Annotated in this window: 27 protein-coding genes, 1 tRNA gene and 1 pseudogene; 8 read left to right on the forward strand and 21 right to left on the reverse strand. The window is 70.6% G+C overall.

Features of this window, described 5'->3' with window-relative positions; genetic code table 11:
* Nucleotides 1-81 precede the first annotated feature (81 nt).
* Nucleotides 82-591, forward strand: a complete 510-nt coding sequence (locus tag J4H86_RS04385) for a SixA phosphatase family protein (RefSeq protein WP_236542225.1) — start codon at nucleotides 82-84, stop codon at nucleotides 589-591.
* Nucleotides 592-1067: 476 nt separating this feature from the next.
* Here the strand turns inward: J4H86_RS04385 and J4H86_RS04390 are convergent, their stop codons facing one another.
* The gene (locus J4H86_RS04390) at nucleotides 1068-1916 is read right to left on the reverse strand and encodes an NAD(P)H-dependent oxidoreductase (protein ID WP_236542226.1); all 849 of its coding nucleotides are present in this window, start codon (nucleotides 1914-1916) and stop codon (nucleotides 1068-1070) included.
* Nucleotides 1917-1987: 71 nt separating this feature from the next.
* Between J4H86_RS04390 and J4H86_RS04395 the strand changes: the two genes are divergently transcribed.
* Nucleotides 1988-3022: a GlxA family transcriptional regulator gene (locus tag J4H86_RS04395; protein ID WP_236542227.1), complete on the forward strand. Its 1035-nt coding sequence runs from the start codon at nucleotides 1988-1990 to the stop codon at nucleotides 3020-3022.
* On the opposite strand, the gene J4H86_RS04400 is transcribed toward J4H86_RS04395, so the two are convergent.
* The gene (locus J4H86_RS04400; protein ID WP_236542228.1) at nucleotides 3007-4161 is read right to left on the reverse strand and encodes a peptidoglycan recognition protein family protein; all 1155 of its coding nucleotides are present in this window, start codon (nucleotides 4159-4161) and stop codon (nucleotides 3007-3009) included. The genes J4H86_RS04395 and J4H86_RS04400 overlap by 16 nt on opposite strands.
* Nucleotides 4161-4403: a hypothetical protein gene (locus J4H86_RS04405; RefSeq protein WP_236542229.1), complete on the reverse strand. Its 243-nt coding sequence runs from the start codon at nucleotides 4401-4403 to the stop codon at nucleotides 4161-4163. Before J4H86_RS04405 ends, J4H86_RS04400 begins: the two co-directional genes overlap by 1 nt.
* Before the next feature lie 769 nt (nucleotides 4404-5172).
* Here J4H86_RS04405 and J4H86_RS04410 point away from each other — a divergent pair.
* Nucleotides 5173-5613: a hypothetical protein gene (locus tag J4H86_RS04410; protein WP_236542230.1), complete on the forward strand. Its 441-nt coding sequence runs from the start codon at nucleotides 5173-5175 to the stop codon at nucleotides 5611-5613.
* Nucleotides 5604-6092, forward strand: coding sequence for a hypothetical protein (locus J4H86_RS04415; protein ID WP_236542231.1), 489 nt, complete (start codon nucleotides 5604-5606; stop codon nucleotides 6090-6092). The genes J4H86_RS04410 and J4H86_RS04415 overlap by 10 nt, the downstream gene beginning before the upstream one ends.
* Before the next feature lie 54 nt (nucleotides 6093-6146).
* Here J4H86_RS04415 and J4H86_RS04420 read toward each other — a convergent pair whose 3' ends face one another.
* A complete protein-coding gene (locus J4H86_RS04420; RefSeq protein WP_236542232.1) occupies nucleotides 6147-6890 on the reverse strand; it encodes a hypothetical protein in 744 nt (247 codons plus the stop codon).
* Nucleotides 6887-7663 carry an ABC transporter ATP-binding protein gene (locus tag J4H86_RS04425; RefSeq protein WP_236542233.1) on the reverse strand — a complete coding sequence of 259 codons (777 nt, stop codon included), beginning with the start codon at nucleotides 7661-7663 and terminating at the stop codon, nucleotides 6887-6889. The genes J4H86_RS04420 and J4H86_RS04425 overlap by 4 nt, the downstream gene beginning before the upstream one ends.
* 267 nt (nucleotides 7664-7930) lie before the next feature.
* On the opposite strand from J4H86_RS04425, the gene J4H86_RS04430 reads away from it, so the two are divergent.
* Entirely contained in the window at nucleotides 7931-8809 is an 879-nt protein-coding gene (locus J4H86_RS04430; RefSeq protein ID WP_236542234.1) for a polysaccharide deacetylase family protein, read from the forward strand.
* 16 nt (nucleotides 8810-8825) lie between these two features.
* On the opposite strand, the gene J4H86_RS04435 is transcribed toward J4H86_RS04430, so the two are convergent.
* Both J4H86_RS04435 and J4H86_RS04440 read right to left on the reverse strand, forming a co-directional pair.
* The gene (locus J4H86_RS04435; protein ID WP_236542235.1) at nucleotides 8826-9419 is read right to left on the reverse strand and encodes a class I SAM-dependent methyltransferase; all 594 of its coding nucleotides are present in this window, start codon (nucleotides 9417-9419) and stop codon (nucleotides 8826-8828) included.
* Between the two features lie 31 nt (nucleotides 9420-9450).
* Nucleotides 9451-9969 carry a hypothetical protein gene (locus tag J4H86_RS04440; RefSeq protein WP_236542236.1) on the reverse strand — a complete coding sequence of 173 codons (519 nt, stop codon included), beginning with the start codon at nucleotides 9967-9969 and terminating at the stop codon, nucleotides 9451-9453.
* A gap of 228 nt (nucleotides 9970-10197) precedes the next feature.
* On the opposite strand from J4H86_RS04440, the gene J4H86_RS04445 reads away from it, so the two are divergent.
* From J4H86_RS04445 to J4H86_RS04455, 3 genes are all read left to right on the forward strand, one after another.
* On the forward strand, nucleotides 10198-11343 hold the full coding sequence (locus tag J4H86_RS04445) for an alpha/beta hydrolase (RefSeq protein WP_236542237.1): 1146 nt from the start codon (nucleotides 10198-10200) through the stop codon (nucleotides 11341-11343).
* Between the two features lie 231 nt (nucleotides 11344-11574).
* Nucleotides 11575-11814 carry a hypothetical protein gene (locus J4H86_RS04450; RefSeq protein ID WP_236542238.1) on the forward strand — a complete coding sequence of 80 codons (240 nt, stop codon included), beginning with the start codon at nucleotides 11575-11577 and terminating at the stop codon, nucleotides 11812-11814.
* 217 nt (nucleotides 11815-12031) lie between these two features.
* Nucleotides 12032-13288, forward strand: coding sequence for a hypothetical protein (locus J4H86_RS04455; RefSeq protein ID WP_236542239.1), 1257 nt, complete (start codon nucleotides 12032-12034; stop codon nucleotides 13286-13288).
* A 238-nt stretch (nucleotides 13289-13526) separates the two neighbouring features.
* On the opposite strand, the gene J4H86_RS04460 is transcribed toward J4H86_RS04455, so the two are convergent.
* From J4H86_RS04460 to J4H86_RS04525, 14 genes and pseudogenes are all read right to left on the reverse strand, one after another.
* Nucleotides 13527-13600 (reverse strand) — tRNA-Pro (locus J4H86_RS04460).
* Between the two features lie 67 nt (nucleotides 13601-13667).
* A pseudogene (gene der, locus J4H86_RS04465) lies at nucleotides 13668-15071 on the reverse strand (ribosome biogenesis GTPase Der); the annotation flags it as partial.
* Between the two features lie 75 nt (nucleotides 15072-15146).
* Complete coding sequence (gene cmk / locus J4H86_RS04470) at nucleotides 15147-15854, reverse strand: (d)CMP kinase (RefSeq protein ID WP_236542241.1); 708 nt, start codon at nucleotides 15852-15854, stop codon at nucleotides 15147-15149.
* A gap of 164 nt (nucleotides 15855-16018) precedes the next feature.
* Nucleotides 16019-17092: a prephenate dehydrogenase gene (locus J4H86_RS04475; RefSeq protein WP_236542242.1), complete on the reverse strand. Its 1074-nt coding sequence runs from the start codon at nucleotides 17090-17092 to the stop codon at nucleotides 16019-16021.
* A gap of 79 nt (nucleotides 17093-17171) precedes the next feature.
* Nucleotides 17172-17534 (reverse strand): chorismate mutase, encoded by a 363-nt coding sequence (gene aroH / locus J4H86_RS04480; protein ID WP_236542243.1) that lies wholly within the window; start codon nucleotides 17532-17534, stop codon nucleotides 17172-17174.
* Between the two features lie 67 nt (nucleotides 17535-17601).
* Nucleotides 17602-18834, reverse strand: a complete 1233-nt coding sequence (locus J4H86_RS04485; RefSeq protein WP_236542244.1) for a pseudouridine synthase — start codon at nucleotides 18832-18834, stop codon at nucleotides 17602-17604.
* On the reverse strand, nucleotides 18809-19360 hold the full coding sequence (gene scpB, locus J4H86_RS04490; protein ID WP_236543895.1) for an SMC-Scp complex subunit ScpB: 552 nt from the start codon (nucleotides 19358-19360) through the stop codon (nucleotides 18809-18811). The genes J4H86_RS04485 and scpB overlap by 26 nt, the downstream gene beginning before the upstream one ends.
* Before the next feature lie 137 nt (nucleotides 19361-19497).
* Entirely contained in the window at nucleotides 19498-20391 is an 894-nt protein-coding gene (locus J4H86_RS04495; protein ID WP_236542245.1) for a segregation and condensation protein A, read from the reverse strand.
* A 49-nt stretch (nucleotides 20392-20440) separates the two neighbouring features.
* Complete coding sequence (locus tag J4H86_RS04500) at nucleotides 20441-20833, reverse strand: hypothetical protein (protein WP_236542246.1); 393 nt, start codon at nucleotides 20831-20833, stop codon at nucleotides 20441-20443.
* Nucleotides 20830-21795 (reverse strand): ParA family protein, encoded by a 966-nt coding sequence (locus tag J4H86_RS04505; protein WP_394356446.1) that lies wholly within the window; start codon nucleotides 21793-21795, stop codon nucleotides 20830-20832. The genes J4H86_RS04500 and J4H86_RS04505 overlap by 4 nt, the downstream gene beginning before the upstream one ends.
* Before the next feature lie 211 nt (nucleotides 21796-22006).
* Nucleotides 22007-23059 (reverse strand): site-specific tyrosine recombinase XerD, encoded by a 1053-nt coding sequence (locus tag J4H86_RS04510; RefSeq protein WP_236543896.1) that lies wholly within the window; start codon nucleotides 23057-23059, stop codon nucleotides 22007-22009.
* Nucleotides 23060-23676: 617 nt separating this feature from the next.
* Nucleotides 23677-24471, reverse strand: a complete 795-nt coding sequence (locus J4H86_RS04515; protein WP_236543897.1) for a MetQ/NlpA family ABC transporter substrate-binding protein — start codon at nucleotides 24469-24471, stop codon at nucleotides 23677-23679.
* A gap of 84 nt (nucleotides 24472-24555) precedes the next feature.
* The gene (locus J4H86_RS04520; RefSeq protein ID WP_236542247.1) at nucleotides 24556-25236 is read right to left on the reverse strand and encodes a methionine ABC transporter permease; all 681 of its coding nucleotides are present in this window, start codon (nucleotides 25234-25236) and stop codon (nucleotides 24556-24558) included.
* A complete protein-coding gene (locus tag J4H86_RS04525; RefSeq protein ID WP_236542248.1) occupies nucleotides 25236-26225 on the reverse strand; it encodes a methionine ABC transporter ATP-binding protein in 990 nt (329 codons plus the stop codon). Before J4H86_RS04525 ends, J4H86_RS04520 begins: the two co-directional genes overlap by 1 nt.
* Between the last annotated feature and the right edge of the window lie 260 nt (nucleotides 26226-26485).

The following is a 26485-nucleotide window of genomic DNA, read 5'->3' on the forward strand; positions in this document are numbered from 1 at the left end:
ATGAGACACCACACCCCGGGAAGGGGCGTACGTCCTATGCTGGGACGTCGCGACCGCTGACCGGCAAGGGACTGATTGTTCGTGTCTGACTCCGTACCGACGCCCGCCTCCGTCACCAGCGCCCCCCGTGGCGGTGTGCGGCGGCTGTTGCTGATGCGGCACGCCCGGGCGACGGGCACCCATCACGACGCGGAGCTCACCCCGGACGGCGAACGTCAGGCGGACGAGGTGGGGAGTCGGTTGCGCGCCGCGGGCCTCGTCCCGGACCTGGTGGTCTGCTCCGACGCGCGACGCACCCGCGCCACCGCCGACGGTGTGCTCGCGGGGCTCGGGGCCACGCCGCCCGTCGAGGCCGAGAGCGCGCTGTACGGCGCGTCCCCGGACACGACGCTGGAACTCGTGACGATGACCGAGCCCGCCGTGGGGACCCTGTTGGTGATCGGCCACAATCCGTCCATGGCGCTGCTGGCGACCGGGTTCCTCGACGACGCGCCCGACTCCTTCCCGCCGGCCACGGTCGTCGTCGTGGAGCTGGAGGTCGAGTGGTTGTACGCGGCCCCGGGCACGGGCCGGGGCCGATTGCTGGTCTAGGGAGTGCTGTTGAGCGCTTTCGGATGAGGGAGTGGCCGTCGCCGACTGCAGCCGCTGCGCGATGATGCCTGAGCGTGGCCCAGGCCGCGGCTCACGGGACGATCCGTGCTGGGCATCCTGGTCGGCCGCGTGACGCGCGAGGCGCAGCGGCGCAGCGGCGCAGCGGAGTACCGTCCATCAACGCTGTCTCTCGCGCCAGGTCGGGACTGACTGGGGCCAGCGACACGACGGGCTGGAGCAGCGCGTCCGACGGCGTTCGGAGTCGTGGCGCGGCGGGACGTGAGCCAGGGCCACACACGTCGGTTCGGCCTTGGTGAGCACAGGCGCCGGCCCGCGCTCGCCGGGCCGCTCCGGCCACGGAGTCACCTCGTCGTGCACGCGGACGTAGGGTCCGGTCAGAAGGGCGTCAAGGCCATTGGTCACACACTGATCCTCGGCGCCCTCGTCATGAGCGCGGGCGATCCACCACGGCCCCGTCAACCATCCAGCACCCCCACCCCGACCCCGGCGTGACGCGGGTCCGCGGCCCGGCCGTGGGCGTCCGTCTCCGCGTCCTCACGGGTGTGGGCACCGAGTCCGAGGCGTCCGGGCGACAGGTGGTCACGCAGCACCAGGTCGTCGTCGTACTCGCCTCCTCGCTCGTGCCGGTAGGCGAGGGTCGGGGTGTGCGGCAGCGTGCGCAGGCGACGCCGCAGCTCCTGGCCGTACTCCACGGCATCGGCCGGCGTCGCGCGGTCGGCGCCGTAGACCACCATCGGTGGCACGGCGGCGACGCCGGTGTACCACATGACGCCGTGCAGCACCGGGAACAGTACCTCGTCCACGTGGCCGTGGATTCCGCGCGGGCCGAAGGCCGACTCCCGCGCGCCGACCGAGGTCACGACGAGGCCCCGTTTGCCGGCCAGTCCCCCGTCGCCGTACCGCCGGACCTGCCCCTCCGCCCCGCGTAGCCCGAAGGCGAACCCCTGCACCAGGACGCGGTCGAACCATCCCTTGAGGATCGCGGGTGGCCCGAACCACCACAGCGGGAACTGGAGGACCAGCGTGTCCGCGCGGGCGATCTTCTCCTGTTCGGCCCGGATGTCGGCGCTGAGCCGGCCAGCCGCCTGTGCCTCCTCCTGTGCCGCTCCGACCAGGAACCGAGCGTTGTCGTTCGTTCGTGGCGCCATGTCGTCCGCGTCGAGGACCGCCTTCCACCCCATGGCGTAGAGGTCGGACACCTCGACCTCGTGGCCCTGGCCTCGTAGCTCGTCCACGCCCTGACGCATCAGTGTCCCGTTCAGCGACGCCGGTTCGGGGTGTGCGAAGATCCAGTGAACTCTCATGCCCTCGAGGATCGCGCCTCCTCGGGCGCGGAAACAGTGGCGCGCCAGCCAATGACTGACAGGATCTGGCCATGACCTCCCGTCCACGCCACCAGGTGGCGGTACTGGTCCGCCACGGGGTACTGCCCCTGGAGCTCGGCCTGGTCCACCAGATGTTCGACGCCGCGACCGACGCCAACGGCGAGCCACACTACGACGTCCTCACCTGCGCCACTCGGCCCGGCGCGATCCGGACCAACGCCGACTTCCCCATCACCGTCACCCACGGCCCACCGGCTCTCGCGTTCGCGGACACGGTCATCGTCGTGGCGACGCACGAGGAGGGGCCGCCGGAGACGACCGGCGAGCTGGACCGGGACCTGCGGGACGCGCTGGAGCTCGTCCGTCCCGACGCGCGGATCGCGTCGATCTGTACCGGCGCGTTCGTTCTCGCCGCGGCGGGGCTGCTCGACGGTCGGCGCGCGACCACGCACTGGAAGTCGACCACGCGGTTCCGGTCCCTCTTCCCCTCAGTGGCGTTGGACCCGGACGTGCTGTACGTGGACGAGGGCGACGTCCTCACCTCCGCGGGTGAGGCCGCCGGATTCGACCTGTGCCTCCACCTGGTGCGACGTGACTTCGGGGTCGCGGTGGCCAACCGTGCGGCCCGAGCCACGGTCGTCCCTCCACACCGGGAGGGCGGTCAGGCCCAGTACATCGCGCTGCCCGTCCCCGACACCGGCGAGGACTCCACCGCGCCGGCGCGCTCGTGGGCGTTGTCGAACCTGCGGGACCCACGCATCAGCCTGGAGGACTTGGCGCACCGCGCGACGATGAGTGTCCGCACGTTTTCGCGCCGCTTCCACCAGGAGGTCGGCGTCTCCCCCGGCGTGTGGCTACGGCAACAACGGGTCGCGCACGCGCTACACCTGCTGGAGCGCACCGACCTCCCGATCGACCAGGTCGCCGCGGAGGCCGGGTTCGGCAGTGGCGGTGCCCTCCGAACCCGGGTGTTCTCCGCGATCGGGGTCTCACCCCGCGCCTACCGGGCCACCTTCCGCGGCGTCGTCCCCACCTCCTCGGCCGCGTCGGTGCCCAAGTCGTCCGGCCCTCATCGGGGCCAGTAGAAGACGTCCGATGTGGCGGCGGTGAGTCGGGCGGTGGTGTCGCCGAACTGGGCGACGCGGACGCGTACGCGGCGGCCGGCGGCGAGGTTGCCCTTCCAGGCGTAGGTGAAGTGTCCGCCGCCGCCGACGTGGGCGGGCGAGTGGATGGGTCGGTTGCGGGCGATCTTCCAGGAGTCGCCGTCGGGTTCGTACTCGGTGGCGCGCACCTGGATCTCGGCGCCGGGTGCGAGGTCCTGGATGGTGAGGCCGACGGAGAAGTCGTAGAGTGCCCCGTCCTTCTCGTAGACGCCGACGAGTGAGTAGAGCTCCTCGTCGTTCTTGTCACCGTGGACCGAGTCGGCGACGGAGTCCAGTCGGACGCTCTTCCAGGATCCGGGCGGGAGTTCGAGTTCGGTGCGTCCTTCGTAGCGGCGGTGCTTGGGCATGTCGTCCTCCAATGCGTCGTCGAGTGCGGCGCGTGTGTCGGGACCGACGATCCCGTCGGCCTCCAGACCCGCGCTCCGCTGGAACTTCTTCACCGCGGCCTCGGTCTCCGCACCGAAGTCACCGTCCGCGCCGTGTTCGGGCAGCGCGTAGCCCAACGCCAGGAGGTCCTTCTGCAGGGCCTCGACCAGGGCGCCGGAGTCGCCGCGGCGCAACACCACGCCGCCGCCCCCTCCCCCTCCTCCGCCGCCGGCGACGTCGCGGTAGTTCGAGGACTTCCACCACGAGTAGTTGCCGCTGCCCGGACACGACGTGGAGTTGATGTCCCGGTGGCCCTTGCGCGCCAATGTGCGGCCCGCCCGCCGGTTCGCCTCGTCGTAGATCGCGATCACGGCGCGCTTCGCCGCGTCCGACATCCCATCGGAGCCAATGAAGCAAACTCCGATCCCCTGCCGGTTACGCGGCGCCGCGTGCGCCCCCTGCACGTTCCACCCACGCCCCTCATAGGCGTTGCCGTCATTGTCGACCAGGAAGTTGTAACCGATATCCACCCAGCCACGAGAATCCATGTGGTAGTTCTGAATCTGACGCGGCGTCTGCGACGTGGAACCCGTGGAATAGTGCAGCGTCACCTCCACCCGCTCCGACATCCCCACCGACGTCTGGGAACGCGCCGCCCGCGCCCCCCACTGGGCTCGAGAGATGATCGTCGCCATCAGTGATCACTTCCGTTCAGGTCGCGCAGCAGCCGGTCCACTGACTCGGGCGCTGTTACCGTGGCCCGGATTCCGAACGCCATCAGCGCGGCGACCGCGTAGCCATACCATTCCTCGATCATCAATTCCGATAGGTCCGCACCACCCGCGACCCGCGCCGCGGTGATGATGAGAGCTGCGAGCGAAAACAGATAGACGACTGGTTCTCTTCGGAACGCGAACGCACCAAGGAATCGACGCACGGCTCCTCCCTTGAACGTCTGCGGATGAACACCGCCGAGTCACTACAGATCGTATGCACAGGCCCGCGTTGCGTGTCTGGCGTTTATCGGAATCACCCGAGAAAAACACTGTCCGGAATCACATCAATACACTCAGCAACGAATTGGCCGACCGTGGCCACAGGGACGTTCGTCGACTCAGCCACTGGTCCACAAAACAGAATGTGCCTGCCGATTCCGAGACAGAAGTGTCTGAAGTGCGGGGATGGACATGGCACCACCCACCGCCCGCACGTCCGCCCTCCCGCCCGGGGCGGTGGGGACCGCCCGGGCGCCAAGGTCGCGATGGAACCCAGTTCGTCTTTCCCGCGTTCATTCCGCGAGCCGAGCCACATGACGCCACCCCTCCACAGCCTGATCACGTGATTGGCCCGCTTGTGGCTCGCCGGACGACGCGCGCCGGCCCGGCGCGACTGACCGAAACGACGGGAGTGTGAGCGATGGCGTGGCACGAGCGCTTCGGCGGTGTGGGCAGGAGAATCGGCCTGCGGGGAACGGCACCGGCCCAGACGGCGACCGTGCGGGACGCGGTGGAGCCCGCCAGCGACGACACCGAGAACGGACTCGGCGGTCCGGCGCAGGACACGCTCGTTCCGCCGGCCGAGGCGACCGCGACCCCGGGTGAGTGCGACGGGTCGGAGCGCCCCGTCGATCCCGACGAGTCGACCTCGCGGGAGGTCCTCGACCCCGAGGGCACCGGGCCGGAGCCTGACGGCGAGGAAACGACGCCGTGGGAGTCCCCGGCCGGCGAGCCCGTCGACGCCCCGGCGCCGAGACCTCGGAGGGGGTGGTGGTCGAGGGCGACGACGAGTGGCTTCGGTGGGCACTGCTCACCTATCCGCAGCCCGAGTACCCCCTGGAGGAGGACTGGAGCGTCTCGGTCGCCGCGCTCCTCGCGAAGATCCCCAGGTTTCCGCGGTTCGCGGTGCGGCTGCTCGGCGTGCTCGACCGGTTCGGAGCCGTCCGCATCGGACCCCAACGGCTCGGATTCGACGGCTCGGAGCTGGACTGGGACCGGGTCACCGAGATCCGGTTGCACAACCCCGCCGACCTGCTCACCGAGCACGTCCTCGAGGCGGAGCTCAACCGGCTGCTGTGGATCGTCCCCCGGTCCCGGGGCGGCGCTGGCTCCTGCGCCGCGTCGGACGTCTCGTTCTCACTATGTACCTGATCGTCGAGGGCGGGACACGGGACTTGCTCGACGCCAAGGAGGCGGACGGGGAGAACACCGCCGACGGGCTGCCCGCCGGCGTGCCCGCGGAGATCGTCTACCGTCGCCGGCTCCTCGGCGAGACCTCACAGGAGGCCGGGCTCGTCTCGGTACTGCTGCTGGCGTTGATGCCACGGACGAAGGAGGTCATCCACCAGATCGCCCAGGAGCGCGGTATCCCCATCGTCGCGGCAGAACGGGACGGGACGCTCACGGCCTCGGCGAACGACGCCGAGGCGGTACGTGGCCGGGTGGGCGGGCTCTGGCGCCGCTGGTCGGGGGAGGTCGCCGCGGACTCCGGACCGGACGAAGGATCCCTCGAGCCGCACGAGCTGGAGCCGGCGACGGAGGGCGAGACACGCGAGGCCCTGACGTCCCGACCGACGACGGACGACACCGGGGACCGTGACCACGGCTCCCCCGCGCCAGGGCGTCCGTGAGATGAGAGGATGCCACCGGGCCCGCCTTCCATTGGCATCCAGCCTCGGGGGCGTCTAGACCGTCACGTCCGCGCGCTGCACCTTCGCCGCTCCCAGGATGAGCAGCCCCACGGCGATGCCCGCGAACAGCACTCCCGCCGTCTGCGGGGTGTGCAGGTCCGAGTTCGGGAACCCGGTCAGCGCGGTCGACGCCTCACCAGGGAGCCATCGGCCGAGCGTCGTGGAAGCGCTGGCGAGGATCGGCTCGATCAGCAGGAACCATCCCAACGCCACGACGACGCCGATCACCGGGTTGCGCACGAGCGCGCCGACCGCGACACCCAGCACGCCGAAGACGGCCGCCGCGAGCACGACCCCCAGCAGCGAGTACCACACGGCCGCGCTGTCGAAGGGGAAGACCAGGTTCTCCGCCCGGTAGGAGCCCCAGGCGGCGACCAGCGCGATGCCGGAGGCCACGACACCGTAGACGACGCCGAGTGCCCCGTAGACGCCGGCCTTGGACGTCACTACCCACCAACGCCGCGGCGTGGACATCAGGGTCTGGTTGATCTGGCCGGTGCGCCACTCCCCGGCGATCCCGATGACTCCGACCGCGGCCATCAGGATCGACCCGCCCGCGGCGCCGTGCATCGTCTCCCGCAACTGGTTGTCGGTGAGGAGCGCGTCACCCTCGGCGTCGCTCAGGCCGACGGCGAGGAAGGTCCCCAGGGCGACGATCCCGGCCGCGGTCAGGAGCAGCCACCAGATGGTTCCGGTCGCGGCGACCTTCCGGGTCTCCGACCGAAGGGTAGTGATCATCGTGCGGCTCCCCGGGGCGTGGTCCTGGTGGAGGTGTCCGCGAGGGATCCGGCGAGTTCGAAGTAGACGTCCTCCAAGGACCGTCCCTCGGCGAGTTCCTCGACCGTGGCGTCGGCCTTGATGACCCCGTGGTCGATGATGACCACGCGCTCGGCGATCTGGTCCAGTTCGGACAGGAGGTGGCTGGACACCAGGACGGCCCTTCCCTCCCCGGCGAGTTCGTTCAGTAGGTCGCGCATCCACAGGATTCCGCGGGGGTCGAGACCGTTGACCGGCTCGTCCAGCAGGAGCACGTCGGGGTCCCCCAGGAGGGCCGACGCGAGGGCGAGGCGCTGCTTCATCCCCAGGGAGAACCCGCCGACGCGTCCCCGCGCGTAGGCGGTGAGGTCGACGCGGTCGAGGACCTCGGTCACGCGCTGGTGGGACACCCCCATCGCGGTCGCGAGAATCCGCAGGTGCGTACGGGCCGAATGGCGCGGGTGGGCACCAGGGCCGTCGATGACCGCGCCCACGGTGCGACGGGGACGGACGAGCTCCCGGTAGGGCTGGCCCATGATCAGGGCGTCACCCGCGGTCGGGGTGATCAGGCCGAGAAGCATGCGCATCGTGGTGGTCTTCCCGGCACCGTTCGCGCCCACGAACCCGGTGACGCTTCCGGGCGCCACCTCGAAGCTGACGTCGTTGACCACGGCGACACCGCGGTACTTCTTGGTCAGGGAGTGACAGGTGATCGCGGACGTTGGTGAGGAGGCGCTTCGTGAGTCTGTGGTCATGGCGCCCATGGTGGGCTCGGGACCGTCGGTGGGGCGTCGTCCCCGAGGGGGCAATCGCGGCTACCCTGCCGAGGTACGGTTACCGCCCCGATACTCCCGCGGCGGTAGCCGCCCTCCCCCCGACCACGGATTCCGGTCCCGCGCGTGGTCGGACGCGTGGCCCGCGTTGTTACCGGCGGGCGCGCCGCGGGCAGGAGCCTCACAGGGGTGACGGACGCGACGCACCCGGGAACCGGTCGTTGACCGGCGAGGAACGGAGTACCGGACATGGCGAAAGAGATCCTGGTCGCCTACGGCGTCGACGTCGACGCCGTAGGCGGATGGCTTGGCTCCTACGGGGGCGAGGACTCCCCGTGCGACATCTCACGTGGGCTGTTCGCCGGCGAGGTCGGGGTGCCGAGGATGCTGGAGCTGTTCCGACGCAGGGAACTACGCACCACGTGGTTCTGGCCCGGGCACTCGATCGAGACCTTCGAGGAGGAGTTCGCGGCGTGCCACCGCGCCGGTCACGAGATCGGAGTCCACGGCTACAGCCACGAGAACCCGATCTCGATGTCCCGGGAGCAGGAGGAGGCCGTCCTGGACCACTGCGTCGGGCTGATCGAGTCGCGGACGGGGCGACGGCCCACCGGGTACGTCGCGCCGTGGTGGGAGTTCTCCGCGGTCACCAACGAGCTGCTCCTGGAACGGGGCATCAAGTACGACCACTCACTGATGCACCGCGACTTCGAGCCGTACTACGTGCGCGTGGGCGACGCCTGGACCCGGATCGACTACGAGCGGCCCGCCGCGGAGTGGATGCGACCACTGGTGCGCGGCGAGGAGACCGACCTGGTGGAGATCCCGGCGTCCTGGTACCTCGACGACCTGCCGCCCATGATGTTCATCAAGGCCAACCCGAACAGTCACGGCTTCGTCAACCCACGCGACCTGGAGCAGCAGTGGCGGGACCAGTTCGACTGGGTCTACCGCGAGCACGACTACGCCGTCTTCACCATGACGGTCCACCCGGACGTGTCGGGCCGGCCGCACACCCTGCTCATGCACGAACGGCTGATCGACCACATCTCCGCCCACGACGGAGTGCGGTGGGCGACCTTCGACGACATCGCCGACGACTTCCTACGGCGCCGGCCCCGGAGCTAGGCACGGTCCGACCACGCTACTTCGGTACGTCCCGCGCGTCGTCGTGGCGCAGCACGCTCACCACGAACTCGGCGTCGTCGGACCACGCGCGCAGGTCCCAGGTCGCGAAACGGTGCTCCAGGCGCAGGCCAGCGGCGGCGACGTGCCGGTCGAAGTCGGCCACGGTGAGCGTGCGCCCCAGTCCGAAGCCCACGACGACCACACCATCGGCGCGAACGTGGCGGGCGACCGAGGTCAACACGTCCGTCTCGGAGTCGGGGGCGACGAAGCACATCACGTTGCCGGCGAGGATCGCGGCGTCGAACGGGTCGTGGGTGTCACCCAGGTCGAGGTCGGCGAGATCGGCGACGAGGTACTCCGGCCCCGGATGGTCCTCCGCGGCCGCCACGACCAGCGCGGGGTCGACGTCCACGCCGACCACGTGGTGTCCTCGGTTGGCCAGCTCCACGGCGATCCGACCGGTCCCGCACCCCGCGTCGAGCACACGGGCGCCCCGAGGCAGCAACGCGTCCAGCGTCCGCGCCTCACCGGCCAGGTCGGCGCCCTCGGCGGCCAACGCGCGGAACCGGTCGATGTACCACTGCGAGTGGCCCTCGGAGGTTTCGGTCATCCAGCGGGGTGGAGTCCTCATACCTCGAACATTAGTCCCCCCGCTCCGTGGACGGGTCACGCCCCAGGGGCGTCGCCGGCCGGAGGCGACCAGTCCGGGCACGCGTGGCGTGGCAGTACCACCAGAACGCGAGGGTGAGCACGAGGATGCCCACGTCCCAGAGGTTGGTGAACGCGCCCAGCGCCGCCCACCGGTCCATGAACGTGAAGGTGATCACCATCAGTAGCGCCAGGGCGCCGGCGGCGGTCGCGGCGACCGGCGCGGCGTAGCGGGAGCGCAGCAGAAGAAGCACCGGCCCGGCGAGCCCCGCCGCCACGTTGAGCGTCCACAGGACCTGGACGGCCCCCGGGTAGTCCGAGAAGTACGCGACCGCCTCGGCCCCCCACCCCTGGCTCTCGATGTAGGCCACGCGGGGTTCCAGCAGGTTGACGTAATCCCATGCCCCCGCCGCGTAGAGCGCGAACATCGCGACGCCCACCACCCACAGGTGCCAGGGAGCTCGCGACGGGCGCCCGCCGGGACGCGGCCGCTCAGTGGTGTCGTCAGGCATGGGTGGCTCTTTCAGAGGGAAGGCAGGGGCGACTCGGGGACACTGATTCTACGAACGTCGGCGCGGGAGGGACTCCCCCGTGCGGGTGAGCCCCCACCCCGCGATCGGGGTCGTTTCCCCGCTGCCTTCGGGGGTCGCGGTGGGATTGACCAACGCTCGCGCGGGGTCGACACTCTTGGTGCCAGCGCAGCCCACTGGCCCCCGATCGGCTCTCCCCCGAGGAGCTCGATGGCACACGCGGATGACCTACCCCCGAGCTCGGCGCCGCCGGAGGAGAACCGGAGATGGTGGGATGAGCTGGATCCGGCCCGTCGTGACACGTTTCTGGCCCAACCCCCGACGGAGCTCGGCGCCCGCGACGGCCTTCCCGCCGAGGTCCGGGACGCGGCCAACCGCGCGGCCCTGGACCGGCACATCGAGCGCACCGACGATCCCGACGCCGTCCTGCTCCGGGACAGCATCGGCTCCACGACGGCCCCTCCCCACCAGCGGAGTTATCTGCTTCGGTTCGAACCGCCGTCGACCACCGGGGCGACGGACGCGCTCGTCGCCGTCTCCATGGGCCAACCCGACACGGCGGACCGGACGTGCGTCTACGTTCCCGGCGCCACGAACACCATGGGGAACATCGACTACGGGATCGACTTCGCACGGCAGCTCAAGAGTGAGGTGGACGCGCACTCCGACGGTCACGCCACCTCGGCCTGCGTCGTCTGGCTGGGGTACAACGCCCCCGACTCCGCCGTCCCCGGTGCCCTGCGGCGCCAACCGGCCCGTGAGGGCGGCGAACGCCTCAACGAGTTCCTCGCCGGCCTGGCCGCGTCGACGACGATCCCTCCGTCCGACCGGAGTACCACGGTGTACGGACACAGCTACGGTTCGGTCGTCGTGGGGAACGCCGCCACGGGTGACCGCGCGTTCCACGCGTCCCGCGTCGTCGTCGCGGGGAGCCCGGGCATGGGGCGCCATGTCCGATCGGCGCGGGATCTCAACGTCCCCGAGGGCCAGGTCTTCGCCGCGGCCGCCGACCTCGACGTCGTCACCCACGCCCCGCGGGTGATCCACGGGACCGACCCCGCCTCGAGGGAGTTCGGGGCCCGGGTGTTCAGCGCCGAACAGGGTGGCCACGAGGCGTACTTCCCCCAGGGGTCCGGTGGGATGCGCAACCTGCGCAACATCGTGACGGGCCGGTTGGACCGCGTGCGCTACGTCGAACCCCGCGTCACGAGCGGGTTGACGGCGATCATGCGCACGCCCGAACTCCGACAGAGCGTCAAGGACCGGGCGGCCCAGGCCGGAGGGAAGGACGGCGCGCCACAGTTCCGCTCCCGACGCGGCCCGCCGTCGGTCGATCGGCGGGGGCCACGCCGATAATCTGCGGCGGTACCAGCAGGTAACCCCCCGACGGAAAGGCGAACGTGGTGGAGACGGTTGCGAAACAGACGGCGGCCGAACGGGTCATGGCGCGCGGGACCGCTCTTGGCCCGCTGTTCCCCGTGCCGCTGGAGTTCACCTTCGCCGGCCCCGGCCCCTGCTCCCCCCTCGGCCCCGAGGAGGAGGCCAAGGACACCTACGCCATGAGCGCCCTGTACGTCGCGGTGGTCGGTGCGCCGAACGTACTCCCCACCCTGCGACGCCTCCACTCCCACTGGTCCGCCGAGGGCTGGTCCAGCGACCGAGTTCTTCGCGACCGGCGGCGTCGTCACCGCCCACGACCCCCACGATGGGTTCACCTACACCGTCGAGGACCGCGAGTCGGGAGACGCCGTCGTGGTCCGGATCTCCAGCCCGTGCTACCGCGACCCCCACCCCCGTTCGGTGTTCACCGGCATCTACCCGGAGTGACACGGCGACCCCTGACTGGGCGCGGCACGACGACCAGCCCCGACGGACAGCGTCCGGCCAGCGGGCGCTCGGTGGGCACGGAGGACGGGGACCGTTCGACCGCGCCGGCGGGACGGAAGGATTCCTTTGGGAGCCGAACTGGCGAAAGACCGGAGTTGATCACGACCGCGGTCGTACGCTCCCGGGAGACACGACTGAGGCCGGAGGGAGTCCCCCGATGTCCGTCCCGAACGGTCACCCACCCCCGACCCCGACATCGACGGTCGGGACGGCAGGACACCGCGGCCTCCCCACCGGAGCGCCGCCACGTATCCGCGGCAATCGACTGTGCGCCGCCGCGACGACGCTCACCGTCGTGGCCGTCGGCGTGTCCTGTGCGTCCGATCCTGAGCCCACGCCCGACACCAACCCGGCGCCCCCGGAGCTCGGTCTCCCGGACGTCGAGCCACCGCCATGTGTGAACGGGGAGCTGCCGCAACTGGAGTCGACGGCGGACTTCTCGCTGCCCGAGGAGTGGGTACTGGTCGACGGCGAGACGGGGCCCTCCGAGCCCGGCGTCGGACTGGACCAGGAGTGGCATCTCTCGACCGCCGACACGGAGGGAGGGGACGACGAATCCGACGGCGGGGACCAGGTGGTCCTCAAGGTGGCGATCGACCATTCCGCCGGGCTCGCCGACGACACGGATTGGGGGCCGGACGAACGGCGCATCGACTGGACCCCCGCGGACTTTCATGAACTCGACGCCTACCTCGGCGATGGGACGCAGGGAAGCACCCCCTTCATACTTCGTCTCGGCAACTGGGAGGTGGCTCTGGACCTGGACGCGCCGGACACCGTCGAGGCGCACGAGTTCCTGCGGGCCGCGGCCCTACGCGTGGACTTCGATCCAACGGTTCCCGCCGATGAGGCCGAGCTGAACGTGCTGGAGCCCGACACCGACCTCGCCCAGGTGTGCGAGGGGGCGCGTTTCGCCAACGCCGCGCCGCACGAGGGCGACGCTCCGCACCCGACCCAGATCTTCAAGTACGACGAGGACGAGGACACCTGGATCGAGGAACAGTGGACGGCACACTGGCCGGATGAGTGGAGACCCGGGGAAGCCGACTCCGGGGACATCCAGCTCGCCCTGTGCGTCGACCGCCGCGATCGTGGGGTGCGGCCGATCGGAACCCCGTGTTACTACGTCACCGATTCCACCGATCCGATCACCGGACTCGAGGAGGGCACGGAGTTCACGGCGACCTTGGCGGTGATCTCGGAACCGATCACGCTCCACGAAGTGGAGACCGGTTCGATCGTCGCGGAAACGACCCTCGAGAGCCTGGCCACATGCCCTGAACGCGCCTACAGCGACGGCAGGTCGTATTCCGGGGACAGCGACCCCGCCGATGACGGAACCCCGACGACCGTGCACAACTTCCTCGACTCCAACGACTACGCCGAGGCCGTCGAGACCCACGTCCTCGACTGAGCGGCGCCCGTGCCAGGCGTCCGCTCGGGAGCGGGTCGCTTCGATATCGACCGGGCGTGATCCTGCGAGGGCCCGGTCCTCACCGCGGGCCCACTCCGTCGCCCCGGAAACACGGCTCGGCGGGACAGACCCCACCTTCGGCGACGACTTCCACGAGAAAAATTCTCGAAATCGGCCCAAACAGAAACGAGCCCCTCCGTTTCCGGAGGGGCTCGTTCGCTGACCTGCTATTTCTCTGTCGGGACGGCGGGATTTGAACCCACGACCCCTTGACCCCCAGTCAAGTGCGCTGCCAAGCTGCGCTACGTCCCGGCGTCATCGGGGGTTGCGGCCCCGAAGACGTTCACTACTGTATCGCACCTTCGGCGGTGCCTCGTACTCAGGATTTGCGGGTGGGCTTGCGGTTCTTGCCGCCTTGCTTCTTCTCGCGGATGCGCATGCTGAGTTGGATCGGGGACCCCTCGAAGCCGAAGTCCTCCCGGAGACGGCGGGTGATGAAACGCCGGTAGGCGTCCTCGAGGAACCCCGTCGTGAACAGGACGAAGCGGGGTGGGCGGACGTCGGCCTGGGTGGCGAAGAGGATCTTGGGCTGTTTGCCGGAGCGGGCGGGGGGTGGGGTGGCGGCGACGAGGTCCTTGAGCCAGCCGTTGAGGCGTCCGGTGGAGATGCGCTGCTCCCACCCCTCGAGGCTGCGGTGGATCGCCGGCACCAGCCGCTCCACGTGGCGGCCGGTGGAGGCGGAGATGTTCACCCGCGGGGCCCAACTGGCGCGGCCCAGTTGGCGGTCCAGCTCCTTCTCCAGACGCTCGCGGCGTTCCTCGTCACTGGCCAACAGGTCCCACTTGTTGCACGCCAGGACCAGCGCCCGCCCCGAGTCCACGACCTGCTCGACGACTCGGACGTCCTGCTCCGACAGGGGCTCGCTGACGTCGATCAGCACCACCGCGACCTCGGCCCGTTCCAGGGCGGAGGAAGTCCGCATCGTGGCGTAGTAGTCCGCTCCCTGCAGGGAGCGGAAGCGACGGCGGATGCCGGCGGTGTCGATGAACGTCCACTCCTCCCCGCCGAGCTGGATGACCTCGTCCACGGCGTCCCGGGTGGTGCCGGCGACCGAGTCGACCACGACCCGGTCCTCCCCCGCCAACCGGTTCAACAGGCTGGACTTGCCCACGTTGGGGCGGCCCAGCAGCGCGATCCGACGCGGCCCCACCTCGGGCTCCAGCGTCTCCGGTGGCGCCTCCTCGGGCATCGCGTCCAGGACGGCGTCCAACAGCTCCCCGGTTCCCCGGCCGTGCAGGGCACTGATGGGGAACGGTTCGCCGACGCCGAGGCTCCACAGCGCGTGCGCCTCGTGCTCCTGGGCCTGTCCGTCGACCTTGTTGGCGGCGAGGACGACCGGGCGGGCGGAGCCACGCAGAACACGGGTGACGGCGCTGTCGGTGTCGGTGGGGCCGACCGTGGCGTCCACGACGAACAGGACGACGTCGGCCGTCTGGGCCGCGTACTCGGCCTGCCGGGCGACGAGGGCGGCCATACCGCTCGCGTCGGCCTCCCAGCCTCCGGTGTCCACCAGGGTGAACCGGCGCCCGCGCCACGTGGCGTCGTAGGCCACCCGGTCCCGTGTCACGCCCGGAACGTCCTCGACCACCGCCTCACGGCGGCCGATGATCCGGTTCACCAACATTGACTTGCCGACGTTGGGTCGGCCAACCACCGCGACCACGGGCTGCGTGGTCTGGTCCTCGGTCTCCGCCGCGAGCGTCTGCTCTTCGGACACGGTTCCCCCTGTGTTGTCCCTGGTACTGACATCCCCACGCGCCCAGGTCGCGTACCGCGGGGAGCGATGCGTCGGTCGTCCTCAGCCCGTGGGCGAGGACTGTTCGGCCTGTTCGGCCAGGCGAACGATGTGGTCGATCACCTCGGGCAAGGTGAGTCCCGTGGTGTCCAGCTCGACGGCGTCCTTGGTCTGCCGCAGCGGGGACGTGGCCCGGCTGGAGTCCAGGGTGTCGCGGCGGGTGAGCGACTCCAACGTCGCGGAGACGTCGCTGCCCTCGACCTCCGCGCTGCGCCGGTTGGCCCGCGCCTCCTGGCTCGCGGTCAGGAACACCTTGACCGGCGCGTCCGGGGCGACGACCGTGGTGATGTCACGCCCCTCCACGACGATCCCACCCGTCTCCCGGCCCGCCAGCGTGATGATGGCCCGCTGGTCGGCGAGCATCCGCGCCCGGATCTCCGGAACGGCCGAGACCGCGCTGACGTGGCCGGTCACCTCCTCGCCGCGGATCTCGGTGGAGACGTCGACGCCGTCCACCTCGATGCTGGGCGCCGACGGGTCGGTGCCGACGGTGATCACGGGCTCGGGGACGTGCTTGGCCACCGCGACGGGGTCCCCGGTGTCGACGTCGTGTCGGAGCATCCACCAGGTCATCGCCCGGTACATCGCACCGGTGTCGAGGTAGCGCAGGCCCCGCGCGTTCGCCACACCGCGTGAGGTGCTGGACTTACCCGACCCTGAGGGACCGTCAATCGCGATGACCAGTCCCCCGTCTCGGTGATGCTCGCCCACCGGACCCCCTTCGTCCACTGCCACGGCCAGTTCCACCGCCAGCGTAGCGCCGCGTGCGAGCGTTCCGTCCCGGCTTGTCGTACTGGTCGGACTCCGCCCATGCCCCACGTCGGCGCCGGCGGCCCGAGCCGCCGACGAGGAGGGTCGAGGGTGTGAAGGTCACCTCACCCGTGCACGGCCCACCCGTCCGCCGCGAGCGCCTGGGCGAGCTCCCGAAGCTCCTCGACCCGGACCGACAGTTGGGCGACACCCACCGGAAGGCCGGGCGAGTGGTCGATGCGCACGTCCTCGATGTTCACACCGGCCGCGCCGGCGCTGTCGAAGAGCCGCGCCAGCGTCCCCGGTTGGTCGGGGATGACGACGGGCAGCATCGCGAACTCCGGCTGCCGCTCCGCCCCATGCTTGCCAGGGATGCGCTCCTGCCCCGAGCGCCCACGGTCGAGCAGGTCCCGCACGGTCGGCTCGGTCGCGTCGCTCCGCAGCGCGGTGGCCGAGGCTCGCAGGTCCTCGGCCACGGCGGCGAGCACGTCGGCGACCGGCTCGGCGTTGTATCGCAGGATCTCCATCCACATGTCGGGGTCCCCGCCCGCGACCCGCGTCACGTCCCGCAGTCCCTGTCCCGCGAGTCGCAGGGCGGTGGGGTCGCCCCCCAGCAGGCGGGCCGCCACCGCGGAGGACGCGACGTGGGGTGCGTGCGACACCAGCGCCACGGCCCGGTCGTGGGCCTGGGCGGCGAGGGTGAGCGGAACCGCGCCGCACAGTTCCGCCAGTCGAGTGACCACGGCGATGGCGTGGGTGTCGGTCTTCTCCGTCGGGCAGATGGCCCAGGACCGTCCGAGGAAGAGGTCGGCGCGGGCCGCCCCGGGTCCGGCCTTCTCCCGGCCGCCCATGGGATGGGACGGCACGAACGTCGACAGGTCACAGCCCAACCGGTCGGCTTCCCGCGTCACCCAGGTCTTGACGCTCGCGACGTCGGTGTAGGCGTGAGCGAGGCCCCGTTCCTGGGCGCGGTGCAGAACAGCGGGGACGACCGCGGGCGGGGCTGCCACCAACGCGACGTCGGCGGGAGCGTCATCCTGGGTGAGCCGCGTCCCGGCCCCCAGGTCCACCGCCATCGCCACGGCGGCGGGATCGGGGTCCTCGAGGGTGACCACCACCCCGCGTTCGGCCAACGCCAACGCCACGGACGTGCCGATCAGCCCGGTACCCAGCACCACCGCACGGTGAATCTGACCCACTGCTCTCTCCGATGTCACTCCCGCCCCCGTCCCCGTCCGACGGCTCCGCGCCCCCACGCGGCCCCGTCCGGGCTCCGTCCTACTGCGCGATGTCCAACCGCAGTGCCTGCGCCCCACGCAGGTACACGTGCTTGACCTCCGCGCGGGGACGCTCGGTCTCGACGTGGGCGAGCAGACGGACCACCCGGGGCAACGCCCCGGGGACGTCCATCTCCACGGCGCACATCAGCGGGACGTCGGTGAGTCCGACCTTCCGGGCGGCCAACGCCGGAAACTCCGACGTCAGGTCCGGTGTGCCGGTGAACACCACGCTGATCAGGTCCTCTGCGGTCAGCTCGTTGCGTCGCATGACCTCCGAGACCAGCTCAGCGGTGGCCTCGATGACGAGCTCCCGCTCGTCGGCGTCCACCTGGACCGCTCCACGGATCGCCCGTACCGTCACTGCCGTGCCCTTTCCGGATTGTCGCCGGCGGTCGGCCGTTCGGGTGGCCGCCGCGTCGCCCTTCGATTCACATTCCCGCCGCGGTGTACAGCTCGCTGACCTCGCGTGAGGTCAGCGCACGCACCGTGCCGGTCTTCAGGGTGTGCAGCCCGATCGGCCCCACCTGCGTGCGCGCCAGGTCCTGGACCGGCAGGCCGACGGACTCCAGGAGCCGGCGCACGATGTGCTTTCGCCCCTCGTGCAGCACGACCTCGACCAGGGCGCGGGGCTCGGCGTTGTCCACGACACGGAAGCTGTCCACCTGGACGGGGCCGTCGTCGAGCTCCACGCCCTTGGACACCTCGGTGACGAGGTGGCGCGGCACCGGTCCCGGCACGGTCGCGATGTAGGTCTTCAGGATCCGGTACCGAGGATGGGTGAGTCGGTTGGCCAGCTCGCCGTCGTCGGTGAGCAGGATCAGCCCCTCGGTCTCGGTGTCCAACCGTCCGACGTGGAACAGGCGGCCGGTGGTCTGGCTGGTGTAGTCGGCCAGCGTCGGGCGTCCCTCCGGGTCGCTCATGGTGCTCACCACGCCGCGTGGCTTGTTCAGGGCGTAGTAGTGGCGTCCCGGTTCGGTGACGACGGTCATCCCGTCCACGCGGATCTCGGAGGCGGTGACGTCCACCCGGGCGCCGAACCTGCGCACCACGTGGCCGTCCACGGAGACCCGGCCCTGCGCGATCATCTCCTCGCTGGCACGCCGGCTGGCGACCCCGGCCTGCGCGAGCGCCTTCTGGAGTCGGATTCCGCCGGGCACGTCGACGTAGGAGTCGCGCTCGCCCGCGGGACGGTCGTCGTCGCGAGGCGTGTACTCGTCGCGCAGCCGCCGAAGCCGCGCCTGCGCCTCACGCGACAGGTTGCGCTCGGCGTTGGAGGCGCGCTGCCCGCCGCCCTGGCGGGCGCCGGATCGCGTGTTCGGGCGGGCGCCGCGGCCGGCGCCACCGTCCCGCCTCTGCGCGTCCCGACCGTCTCGGCCGTCCCGCCGCTGGCCCTCTTTGTTGTCCCTGCGCTGCCGACCGTCCCGGCCATCCCGACCATCCCGGTCGTCGCGGCTGTCGCGGCGGCCTTGGTTGGAGCCGTCGCGTGGACCGGAGCGGGCGCCGTCGCGCCGCTGGGCGGAATCGGTTCGGGAGTCACGCGCGGGCTTGCCGCCCGTGCCGGACGTGGAACCGCGTCCGGACCGTTGAGCGTGCGCGCCGTCGCGCCGGCCCCGGGGCGCGTCGCCGCCAGGGGTGTCACGTTTGCGAGGTGGGGTGTTCACCGGTGTCGTCAAAGCCTTCGATGTCGTCGGGTAGGAACTGGGCCAGGTCGGGGAGTTCCTCAAGATCGCGCAGGCCCATGCGCTCCAGGAAGTAGTTGGTCGTGCGGTACAGCAGCGCCCCGGACTCTCCGTCCTGGCCGGACTCCACGATCAGCCCCCGTAGTACGAGGGTACGCATTACTCCGTCGCAGTTCACACCACGGACCGCGGAGACCCGCCCGCGCGACACCGGCTGCCGGTAGGCCACGACGGCGAGCGTCTCCAGGGCGGCCTGGGTGAGGCGCACCTCGGCCCCGTCCCGCAGGAATCGTTCCACCGCCGACGCGCACTCCACCCGAGTGTAGATCCGCCAGCCCTCCGCGACCTCGCGCAGGTCAAACCCCCGCCCCTGTTCGGTGTACTCGGCGGCGAGCTCGCGAAGGACCGCGGTCACGTCCTCGACGGAGCGTTCGTTGGCGCGCGCGAGCTCGAACGCGCCGACGGGCTGGTCCACCACCATCAGGACCGCCTCGATGTCGCGGCGCAGGGTGTCCGGGGTCTCCCGGCCGACGTCCCGGGCCTCGGCGTGCGAATCCCCCGGAGCCGCGACGACCGCGCCGGTGTCGGTGTCGGTGTCGGTGTCGGTGTCGGTGTCGGTGAGGAGTGTGCTGATCCGTTCGGCTGTCACTGTGCTGCGTCCCCCGTGTCCGCGTCGTCGTCGGTCGGTCCGGCTCCGTCGGCGTCCGCCCCGTCGCCGCCGTAGTCCTCGGCCACCTCGATGGGTGTCTCGTCCTCGCCCGTCCAGGTGAGCAGCAGGTCCCCCAGCGGCTCGGGCTGGTCGAACGCCACGAAGGCACCACGGTAGAGCTCCAGCAGCGCCAGGAACCGCGCGATGACCTCGAAGGTGCCGTCACAGTCGGCCACCAGGTCGGCGAACGACGTCGGCCCCCACTCGCGCAGCCTCGTGGCGACGACCTCGGCCTGCTCCTGGACGGAGGTCTTGGGCTGGTGGATGTGCGACACCGGGACGCTCGGCGGCTCTTTCGGCGTCAAGGCGCGCGCCGCGAGGGCGGCGAACTCGCGTGGGCCGAGGCGGATGAACACGTCGGGCCGCGCCTGGGCGAACCGTTCCTCCAGCGGCACGGCGCGCGCCACCCGACGTCCGGCCTCCGCGGCCCGGACGGAGAGGATCCCGGCGATCTCCTTGTAGGCACGGTACTGCAGCAGTCGGGCGAACAGCAGGTCCCGGGCCTCCAGCAGCGCGAGGTCGTCCTCGTCGTCGACCTCGCCGCGGGGCAGCAGGCGCGCGGCCTTGAGGTCGAGCAGGGTCGCCGCGACGAGAAGGAAGTGGCTGGCCTGGTCGAGGTCCCACCCGTCCTCGTGCGCCGCGATGTAGGCGATGAACTCGTCGGTCACCCGCGACAGCGACACCTCGGTGATGTCGAGCTTGTGCTTGGCGATGAGCCCCAAGAGCAGGTCGAAGGGGCCTTCGAAGTTGTCGAGGTGGACCTGGAAGCCGGCGGTGACCCCAGCGTCGTCGGGATCGGCGCCGGTCAGTGTCTGCGTGGTGTCCGTCATGCGCGGCGGGACTCCGGGGAGGTGCTCACACCTCCCAGGGTCCCATGCCTCAGCCGCTGGCGAGCCGCTGAACGAGGGTGCTGGACGCGCCGCGCTCGTCGAAGTCGGCGAGCAGGGTCGCGACCGCCTCCCGCACGATCCGTCCCCGGTCACAGGCGATGCCGTGCTCCACGCGCAGGCTCAGCCGCGCCTGCTCCAGCGCCACGAGTTCCGCGGCGGAGATGTAGACCGTGATCTTCTCTTCGTGCCGTCGGCGTCCACTGGGCCGCACCGATGTCTCCTGCGCCGTGCGCGTGGGCACACTCGCCGGCTCGGCCGGGGCACGCGTCTCGGCCACCGGGGTGACCGGAGCGAGCTGGACCGACTCCGCCGCCTGCGGCTGCGCGGCGCCCGCGGCACTGCCCGTGGGCCGGAACAGTTCCGAGGCCCCGGGAAGGTTCATCCGTGGAGACCGTTGTCTGGCCACCGGGCCAGCACCTCCTTGGCCAGGTCCCGATAGGCGTTGGCACCGGCGGACGAGGAGTCGAACTGGGTGATCGGTTCGCCCGCCACCGTGGCGTCGGGGAACCGCACCGTCCTGTTGATGACGGTGTTGTAGACGCGTTCGCCGAAGCCGTCGATGATGGTCGCCAGGACCTCCCGCGCGTGCAGCGTACGCGGATCGTACATCGTCCCGAGGAAACCGTCGATGACCAGGTCGGAGTTCAGCCGCTCCTGGACCTTGCCGATCGTGTCCATGAGCAGCGCGACCCCACGCAGTGCGAAGAACTCGCACTCCAGGGGAACCACGACGCCGTGCGCGGCGGTGAGCGCGTTGACCGTCAGCAGACCCAGGGACGGCTGGCAGTCGATCAGGACGACGTCGTAGTCGTCGGTGACCTCCGACAGCACCCGACTGAGCATCTGCTCCCGGGCCACCTCGCCGACCAGTTGAACCTCGGCCGCCGACAGGTCGATGTTGCTCGGGATGAGGTCCAGGCCGTCGACGTTGGTCTTGAGCAGGACGTCCTCGACGCCGATGTCCCGCTGCATGAGCAGGTTGTAGATGGTCAGGTCCAGTTCCCGCGGATCCAGCCTGCCCAGTCCCACGGACAACGCCCCCTGGGGGTCGAAGTCCACCAGCAGCACGCGCCGACCGTACTCGGCGAGCGCCGCACCGAGGTTGATCGTCGTGGTGGTCTTACCGACACCACCCTTCTGGTTACACAGCGCGATGATCCGGGCGGGCCCGTGTTGGTCCACACGCGCCGGCTCGGGAAAGTCTGGTTTCGGTCTGTTGGTTGTCAGTTCCGCCCCCGATTTCTGGTCCCCCCAGGGGTTGCGTGGCGCGGCCGCGGCCGCCGTCTCCTCGTGCGCGGAGCGGGCGCCATGGGCACCCCTACCAGCTTGCTCGGACCTGCTCACAACCCTTGACCTCCCTACGGACCGGCCTGTCGAACGCCGTAACGCCGCCGGGTCCAGCCGTCGGAATCACTTGATTTGTCGACAGTGCGATACCGTCGTGCGGCGACTCTAGAACCTCGCCCCTGATGATTCAACGCAACACTCACGGGCGAGTGTTCGCGGTCGGGGACCTTCAGCAATTATGCCGCCAACGTGACCCCGCCGCGGCCCCTCAGACATCGTCGGCGGCCACGCCCCTCGCCCCCGCCCGTGGATGGCTGTGCGCGTAGACCTCACGCAGGTGATCCACGGTGACCTGTGTGTAGATCTGTGTGGTGGTGACCGACGCGTGGCCGAGCAGTTCCTGCACCACCCGCACGTCGGCGCCGCCCTCCAACAGGTGGGTCGCGAAGGAGTGGCGCAGGGTGTGAGGGCTGACCGCGCCGGCCGTCGCCTCCGTGGGGGCCGCTCCACCCGCCCGGTCGGACTCGCGGGTGGCGAGCCCGGCGCGTTCGGCCGCCGCCCGCAGGACCGCCCACGCACCCTGTCGGGTCAGACGTCCACCACGCGCGTTGAGGAACAGCGCGGGGGTGGTACGTCGGGCCGACACGAGTGAGGGTCGGGCGCGGACGAGGTAGGCGTCCACGGCGTCGCGCGCGTAGCGGCCGACCGGGACGATCCGCTGGCGCCCGCCCTTGCCCCGGAAACGCACCAGGTTCGCGCGGGTCGTGGCATCGTCGGTGTCCGCGGACACGCCCAGGTCGTCCACGTCGAGCCCCACCGCCTCGGAGATGCGCGCGCCCGTGCCGTACAGCAGTTCCAGCAGCGCCCGGTCGCGCAGCCCTCGGGGATCCTCGCTCGGTCCCGCGGCCGCGAGCAACGCCTCCACCTGCGACAGTGACAACGCCTTGGGCAGTGGCCGCGCCGGCGTGGGGGGGCGCACGTCGATCGCGGGGTCGGGGACGGCGATCCCCTCACGGGCGGCGAACCGGTGCAGGCCACGCACCGCCGCGAGGGTTCTACCGGCCGAGGTGACGCCCAGCGGGGCGCGCTCCTCGGTCCCCTCCCGGATGTCGCGCAGGAAGCCGCTGATGTCGTCCGGGGTGACCTCGGCGAGCTGGCCGTACCCCCGCTCGGCGAGGTAGGCCAGGTAGCGGCGCAGGTCCCGTCGGTAGGACAACAGGGTGTTGCGGGCGAGGCCGCGTTCGACCGCGAGATGGTCCAGGTAGGCCTCGACCACGGTGACGAGCGCGTCGGCGGGTTCCGACCCGCCCGGAACGTCCATGGTCGACGGAAGGTTCACCAATTCCCCCTGGGGGTGGCCCCGGCCCTGGAGCCGGGGAGGAATCCGGTGTGGTGCTGGTACATGTGTCGCTTTCCCGTAGACACCTAGGTCGTGCTTCGTGAACCGCTGTGTTCTCTGGGAGCGCTGGGGACTCGCGACCGGGACGGCCCGCTCCCCTGTCCGATGGGCCTCGAGAGCCACTCCCCACGCGCGTTCGTCCGACGCGGGCGTAACGACGCCCGGTCCACCGCACGGGTCCCGGCCGTGACGTGGCCGGGGTGGAGAACGCCCCCGCGGTTGGTCGGGGCGCGGCGCGGGGACACCCGGGCGATGCGCGTGGCACCGGTGTCCAACGGCACGGGGTCCCCCTTTTCCGCGACTGGCGATGAGACAGGAAACCCACCCCCGAGAGAGGGTGGACTCCACTCCCCTCGTGGGAGGAAGCCGAGGCGACGATGATGTCACACGACGTGGGTGTCGGCGCCACCAACGAACGCCGATCGCGATGTCCACGATCGGCGTTGGCACGACGGGCGGCGCGGTGGTGTCACCACCGCGCCGCCCGTCGCCTCGGTCGGGGCGGTGCCGTCCGCGGCCCCGACCGCCCCTCACGCGGTTCAGTCCTGGACCGGGATCACCACGCCGTCCCAGGTCTCCTCCATGTAGTCGCGCACCTCGGCGGAGTGCAGGAGGTCGTTGAGGGTGGCGATGTCCGGGTCGTCGGCGTCGCCGGAGTTGACGACCAGCCCGTTGGCGTACGGGTTGTCCTCGGTGTCCTCGAACCCGAGCACGTTCGCCGTCTCGGCGAGGTCGGTCTCGATCGCGAAGTTGCCGTTCACCACCGCGGCGTCCATGTCCTGCAGCGACCGGGGAAGCTGCGGCGCCTCCAGCGGCACGATCTCCAGGTCGCGCGGGTTGTCGGCGATGTCGTTCTGTGTCGCCAGCTCCCCGGCGTCGTCGTCCAGGGTGATGAGCTCCTTCTCCTCGAGGAGGAGCAGGGCCCGTCCGAGGTTGGACGCGTCGTTGGGGACACCGATCTCGGCGCCGTCCTCGATGTCGTCCAGGTCCTCCAGCCCCTCGGAGTACAGTCCGAAGGCCTCGACGTGGATGTCCTCGACGTAGGTGAGGTCGGCGTCGTCGTTGCCCTCCAGGTACTCCTCGAGGAAGGGCCGGTGCTGGTAGTAGTTCACGTCCAGCTCGCCCTCGACCAGTGCCGCGTTGGGCTGGTTGTAGTCGGTGTACTCCACGATGTCGAGGTTGAGGCCCGCGTCCTCGGCGAGGTTGTCCTGCACGAAGTTCAGGATGTCGGCCTGCGGAACCGGGGTGGCCCCCACACGCAGGGTCGTCAGGTCGCCGTCCGCGCCCCCGTCGTCGGCACGTTCGCTCGGGCTGGAGCAGGCGCTCAGGCCCATGGCGAGTGCCACCGGGACGACGATCCACGTCTTGCGCACGTTCTTACTCCCTAATGCGTTGGTGGTTCGGGTGAACCGTTGGTGTCACCGGCGGGACACCCGCCGGACGACCACATCGCCCAGGCTCTGCACGCCCTGCACGATGACGATGAGGAGGACGACGGTCGCGGCCAGGTACAGGTCGTCGAAACGTTGGTATCCGTACCGGATCGCGATGTCGCCCAGTCCGCCACCGCCGATCGCCCCGGCCATGGCCGAGTAGGAGATCAGGGTGACGACGGTCATGACGAGACCGGCCACGAGTCCGGGCAGCGACTCGACCAGCAGCACCTTGCCGACGATGGTGAGCCGCCGCGCCCCCATGGCGTGCGCGGCCTCGATCACCTCGCGGTCGACCTCGCGCAGCGAGGTCTCCACGAGTCGAGCGAAGAAGGGGATCGCGCCGATACTCAGGGGGACGATCGCCGCGGTCGGACCGAACGTGGTCCCGGTGATGAGGCGCGTGAGCGACAGCACCGCCACCATCAGCACGATGAACGGAAGGGACCGTCCGACGTTGACCACGGCCCCCAGGACGACCTTCACCCAGCGGGCCTGTGCGAGGCCACCGCGGTCGGTGACGACGAGCAGGACACCCAGCGGCAGGCCGAGGAGGATCGTGAACACCGTCGCCCACGCCACCATGTACAGGGTGTCGAGGGTCCCCAACCACAGTTCCGGCCACATGTCCGGCCACCGTTCGGGAAGCTCCGCGAGCCACTCCATCAGTCCGTCCCCTCCACGCCCAGCCCGGTCGCGCCCTGCTCCACCCCGAGGCCGAGGCCGCGCAGGTACTCGACGGCCTCCGCGCGACGATCGCCGGTGATCGTCACGCTCAAGCGTCCGACGGGTCCCTCGGCCACGGTCTCCACCGAGCCGCCCAGGATGTTGACGTCCACGCCGAAGCGCCGGGACACATCGCTGATCACCGGATCGTCGGCACGTTGGGCGTAGGTCAGCACCACGCTGTCGGGACCGCCGTCGGTGAGGGGGAAGAGGGAACGGGCGAGCAGTGACCCCGGTGTGCGCAGGAGATCGATCACCCGCCCCTTCTCCAGGAACCGGCCACCGGACATGATCGCCGCGGAGTCACACACCCGCTTGATCACGTTCATCTCGTGGGTGATCAGCAGGATCGTGATGCCGAGGTCCCGGTTGAGCTGGCGCAGCAGGTCCAGGATGGAGTCCGTCGTCGCCGGGTCCAGGGCGGAGGTCGCCTCGTCGCACAGCAGCACCGCGGGGTTCGCCGCGATCGCCCGCGCGATACCGACGCGCTGCTTCTGTCCTCCCGACAACTGGGCGGGGAAGGAGCGGGCCTTGTCCCCGAGCCCCACGACGTCGAGCAACTCCGCCACCCGGCGCCGTCGCTCGGCCCGTCCCATCCCCATCACCTCCAGGGGGAAGGCGACGTTCCCGGCCGCGGTGCGGGCGGAGAGCAACGCGAAGTGCTGGTGCACCATACCGATGTCGCGACGCGCCGCCCGAAGCTCGGAACCGGCGAGGGACGTCAGCTCCCGACCGTGCACCCGCACCGTCCCGGAGGTCGGCCGCTCCAACAGGTTCACGCTGCGCAGCAGGGTGCTCTTCCCGGCGCCGCTCTGTCCGACGACGCCGTAGACCTCACCCGGCTCCACGTGCAGGTCGACCCCGTCCAACGCGGTCGTCTCCTGACCACGGGAGCGGAAGACCTTTCTCAGTTGTGTCGCTTCAATCACTCGGATCCTCGACGGGTTCACCGGCACGTGTGTCACACGACGACCGGGGGATAGTCAGGTTCGGTCACCGTCTGTCGGCAACGTGGGCCGCCACGCCGAAGCCGGCGGGACCTCTCGACCGGAGACCGGGCGGCCGGGCAGGCCGGCAACGGGCGTCACCGCCCGCCACAGGCCCTCACCCGACGTTCGTCCCTGGTCGATGTCCACACACGGGTGCAACAGCCAGAAACACCCGACCATTCCGGTAGGAAATGTGATCT

Origin of the sequence: Spiractinospora alimapuensis (assembly GCF_018437505.1) — a bacterium.
Classification (GTDB): Bacteria; Actinomycetota; Actinomycetes; order Streptosporangiales; family Streptosporangiaceae; genus Spiractinospora; species Spiractinospora alimapuensis.

Excerpts from the sequence above, each read along its gene's own strand:
- J4H86_RS04425 (WP_236542233.1), bottom strand. The coding sequence starts at position 7,663 with ATGACCACAGACTCACGAAGCGCCTCCTCACCAACGTCCGCGATCACC.
- J4H86_RS04520 (WP_236542247.1), bottom strand. The coding sequence starts at position 25,236 with ATGGAGTGGCTCGCGGAGCTTCCCGAACGGTGGCCGGACATGTGGCCG.
- J4H86_RS04500 (WP_236542246.1), bottom strand. The coding sequence starts at position 20,833 with ATGAACCTTCCCGGGGCCTCGGAACTGTTCCGGCCCACGGGCAGTGCC.
- J4H86_RS04510 (WP_236543896.1), bottom strand. The coding sequence starts at position 23,059 with ATGGACGTTCCGGGCGGGTCGGAACCCGCCGACGCGCTCGTCACCGTG.
- J4H86_RS04395 (WP_236542227.1), top strand. The coding sequence starts at position 1,988 with ATGACCTCCCGTCCACGCCACCAGGTGGCGGTACTGGTCCGCCACGGG.
- J4H86_RS04435 (WP_236542235.1), bottom strand. The coding sequence starts at position 9,419 with ATGACCGAAACCTCCGAGGGCCACTCGCAGTGGTACATCGACCGGTTC.
- J4H86_RS04420 (WP_236542232.1), bottom strand. The coding sequence starts at position 6,890 with ATGATCACTACCCTTCGGTCGGAGACCCGGAAGGTCGCCGCGACCGGA.
- J4H86_RS04445 (WP_236542237.1), top strand. The coding sequence starts at position 10,198 with ATGGCACACGCGGATGACCTACCCCCGAGCTCGGCGCCGCCGGAGGAG.
- J4H86_RS04515 (WP_236543897.1), bottom strand. The coding sequence starts at position 24,471 with ATGGGCCTGAGCGCCTGCTCCAGCCCGAGCGAACGTGCCGACGACGGG.
- J4H86_RS04400 (WP_236542228.1), bottom strand. The coding sequence starts at position 4,161 with ATGGCGACGATCATCTCTCGAGCCCAGTGGGGGGCGCGGGCGGCGCGT.
- J4H86_RS04440 (WP_236542236.1), bottom strand. The coding sequence starts at position 9,969 with ATGCCTGACGACACCACTGAGCGGCCGCGTCCCGGCGGGCGCCCGTCG.
- J4H86_RS04415 (WP_236542231.1), top strand. The coding sequence starts at position 5,604 with ATGTACCTGATCGTCGAGGGCGGGACACGGGACTTGCTCGACGCCAAG.
- J4H86_RS04455 (WP_236542239.1), top strand. The coding sequence starts at position 12,032 with ATGTCCGTCCCGAACGGTCACCCACCCCCGACCCCGACATCGACGGTC.
- J4H86_RS04430 (WP_236542234.1), top strand. The coding sequence starts at position 7,931 with ATGGCGAAAGAGATCCTGGTCGCCTACGGCGTCGACGTCGACGCCGTA.
- J4H86_RS04390 (WP_236542226.1), bottom strand. The coding sequence starts at position 1,916 with ATGAGAGTTCACTGGATCTTCGCACACCCCGAACCGGCGTCGCTGAAC.
- J4H86_RS04495 (WP_236542245.1), bottom strand. The coding sequence starts at position 20,391 with ATGACGGACACCACGCAGACACTGACCGGCGCCGATCCCGACGACGCT.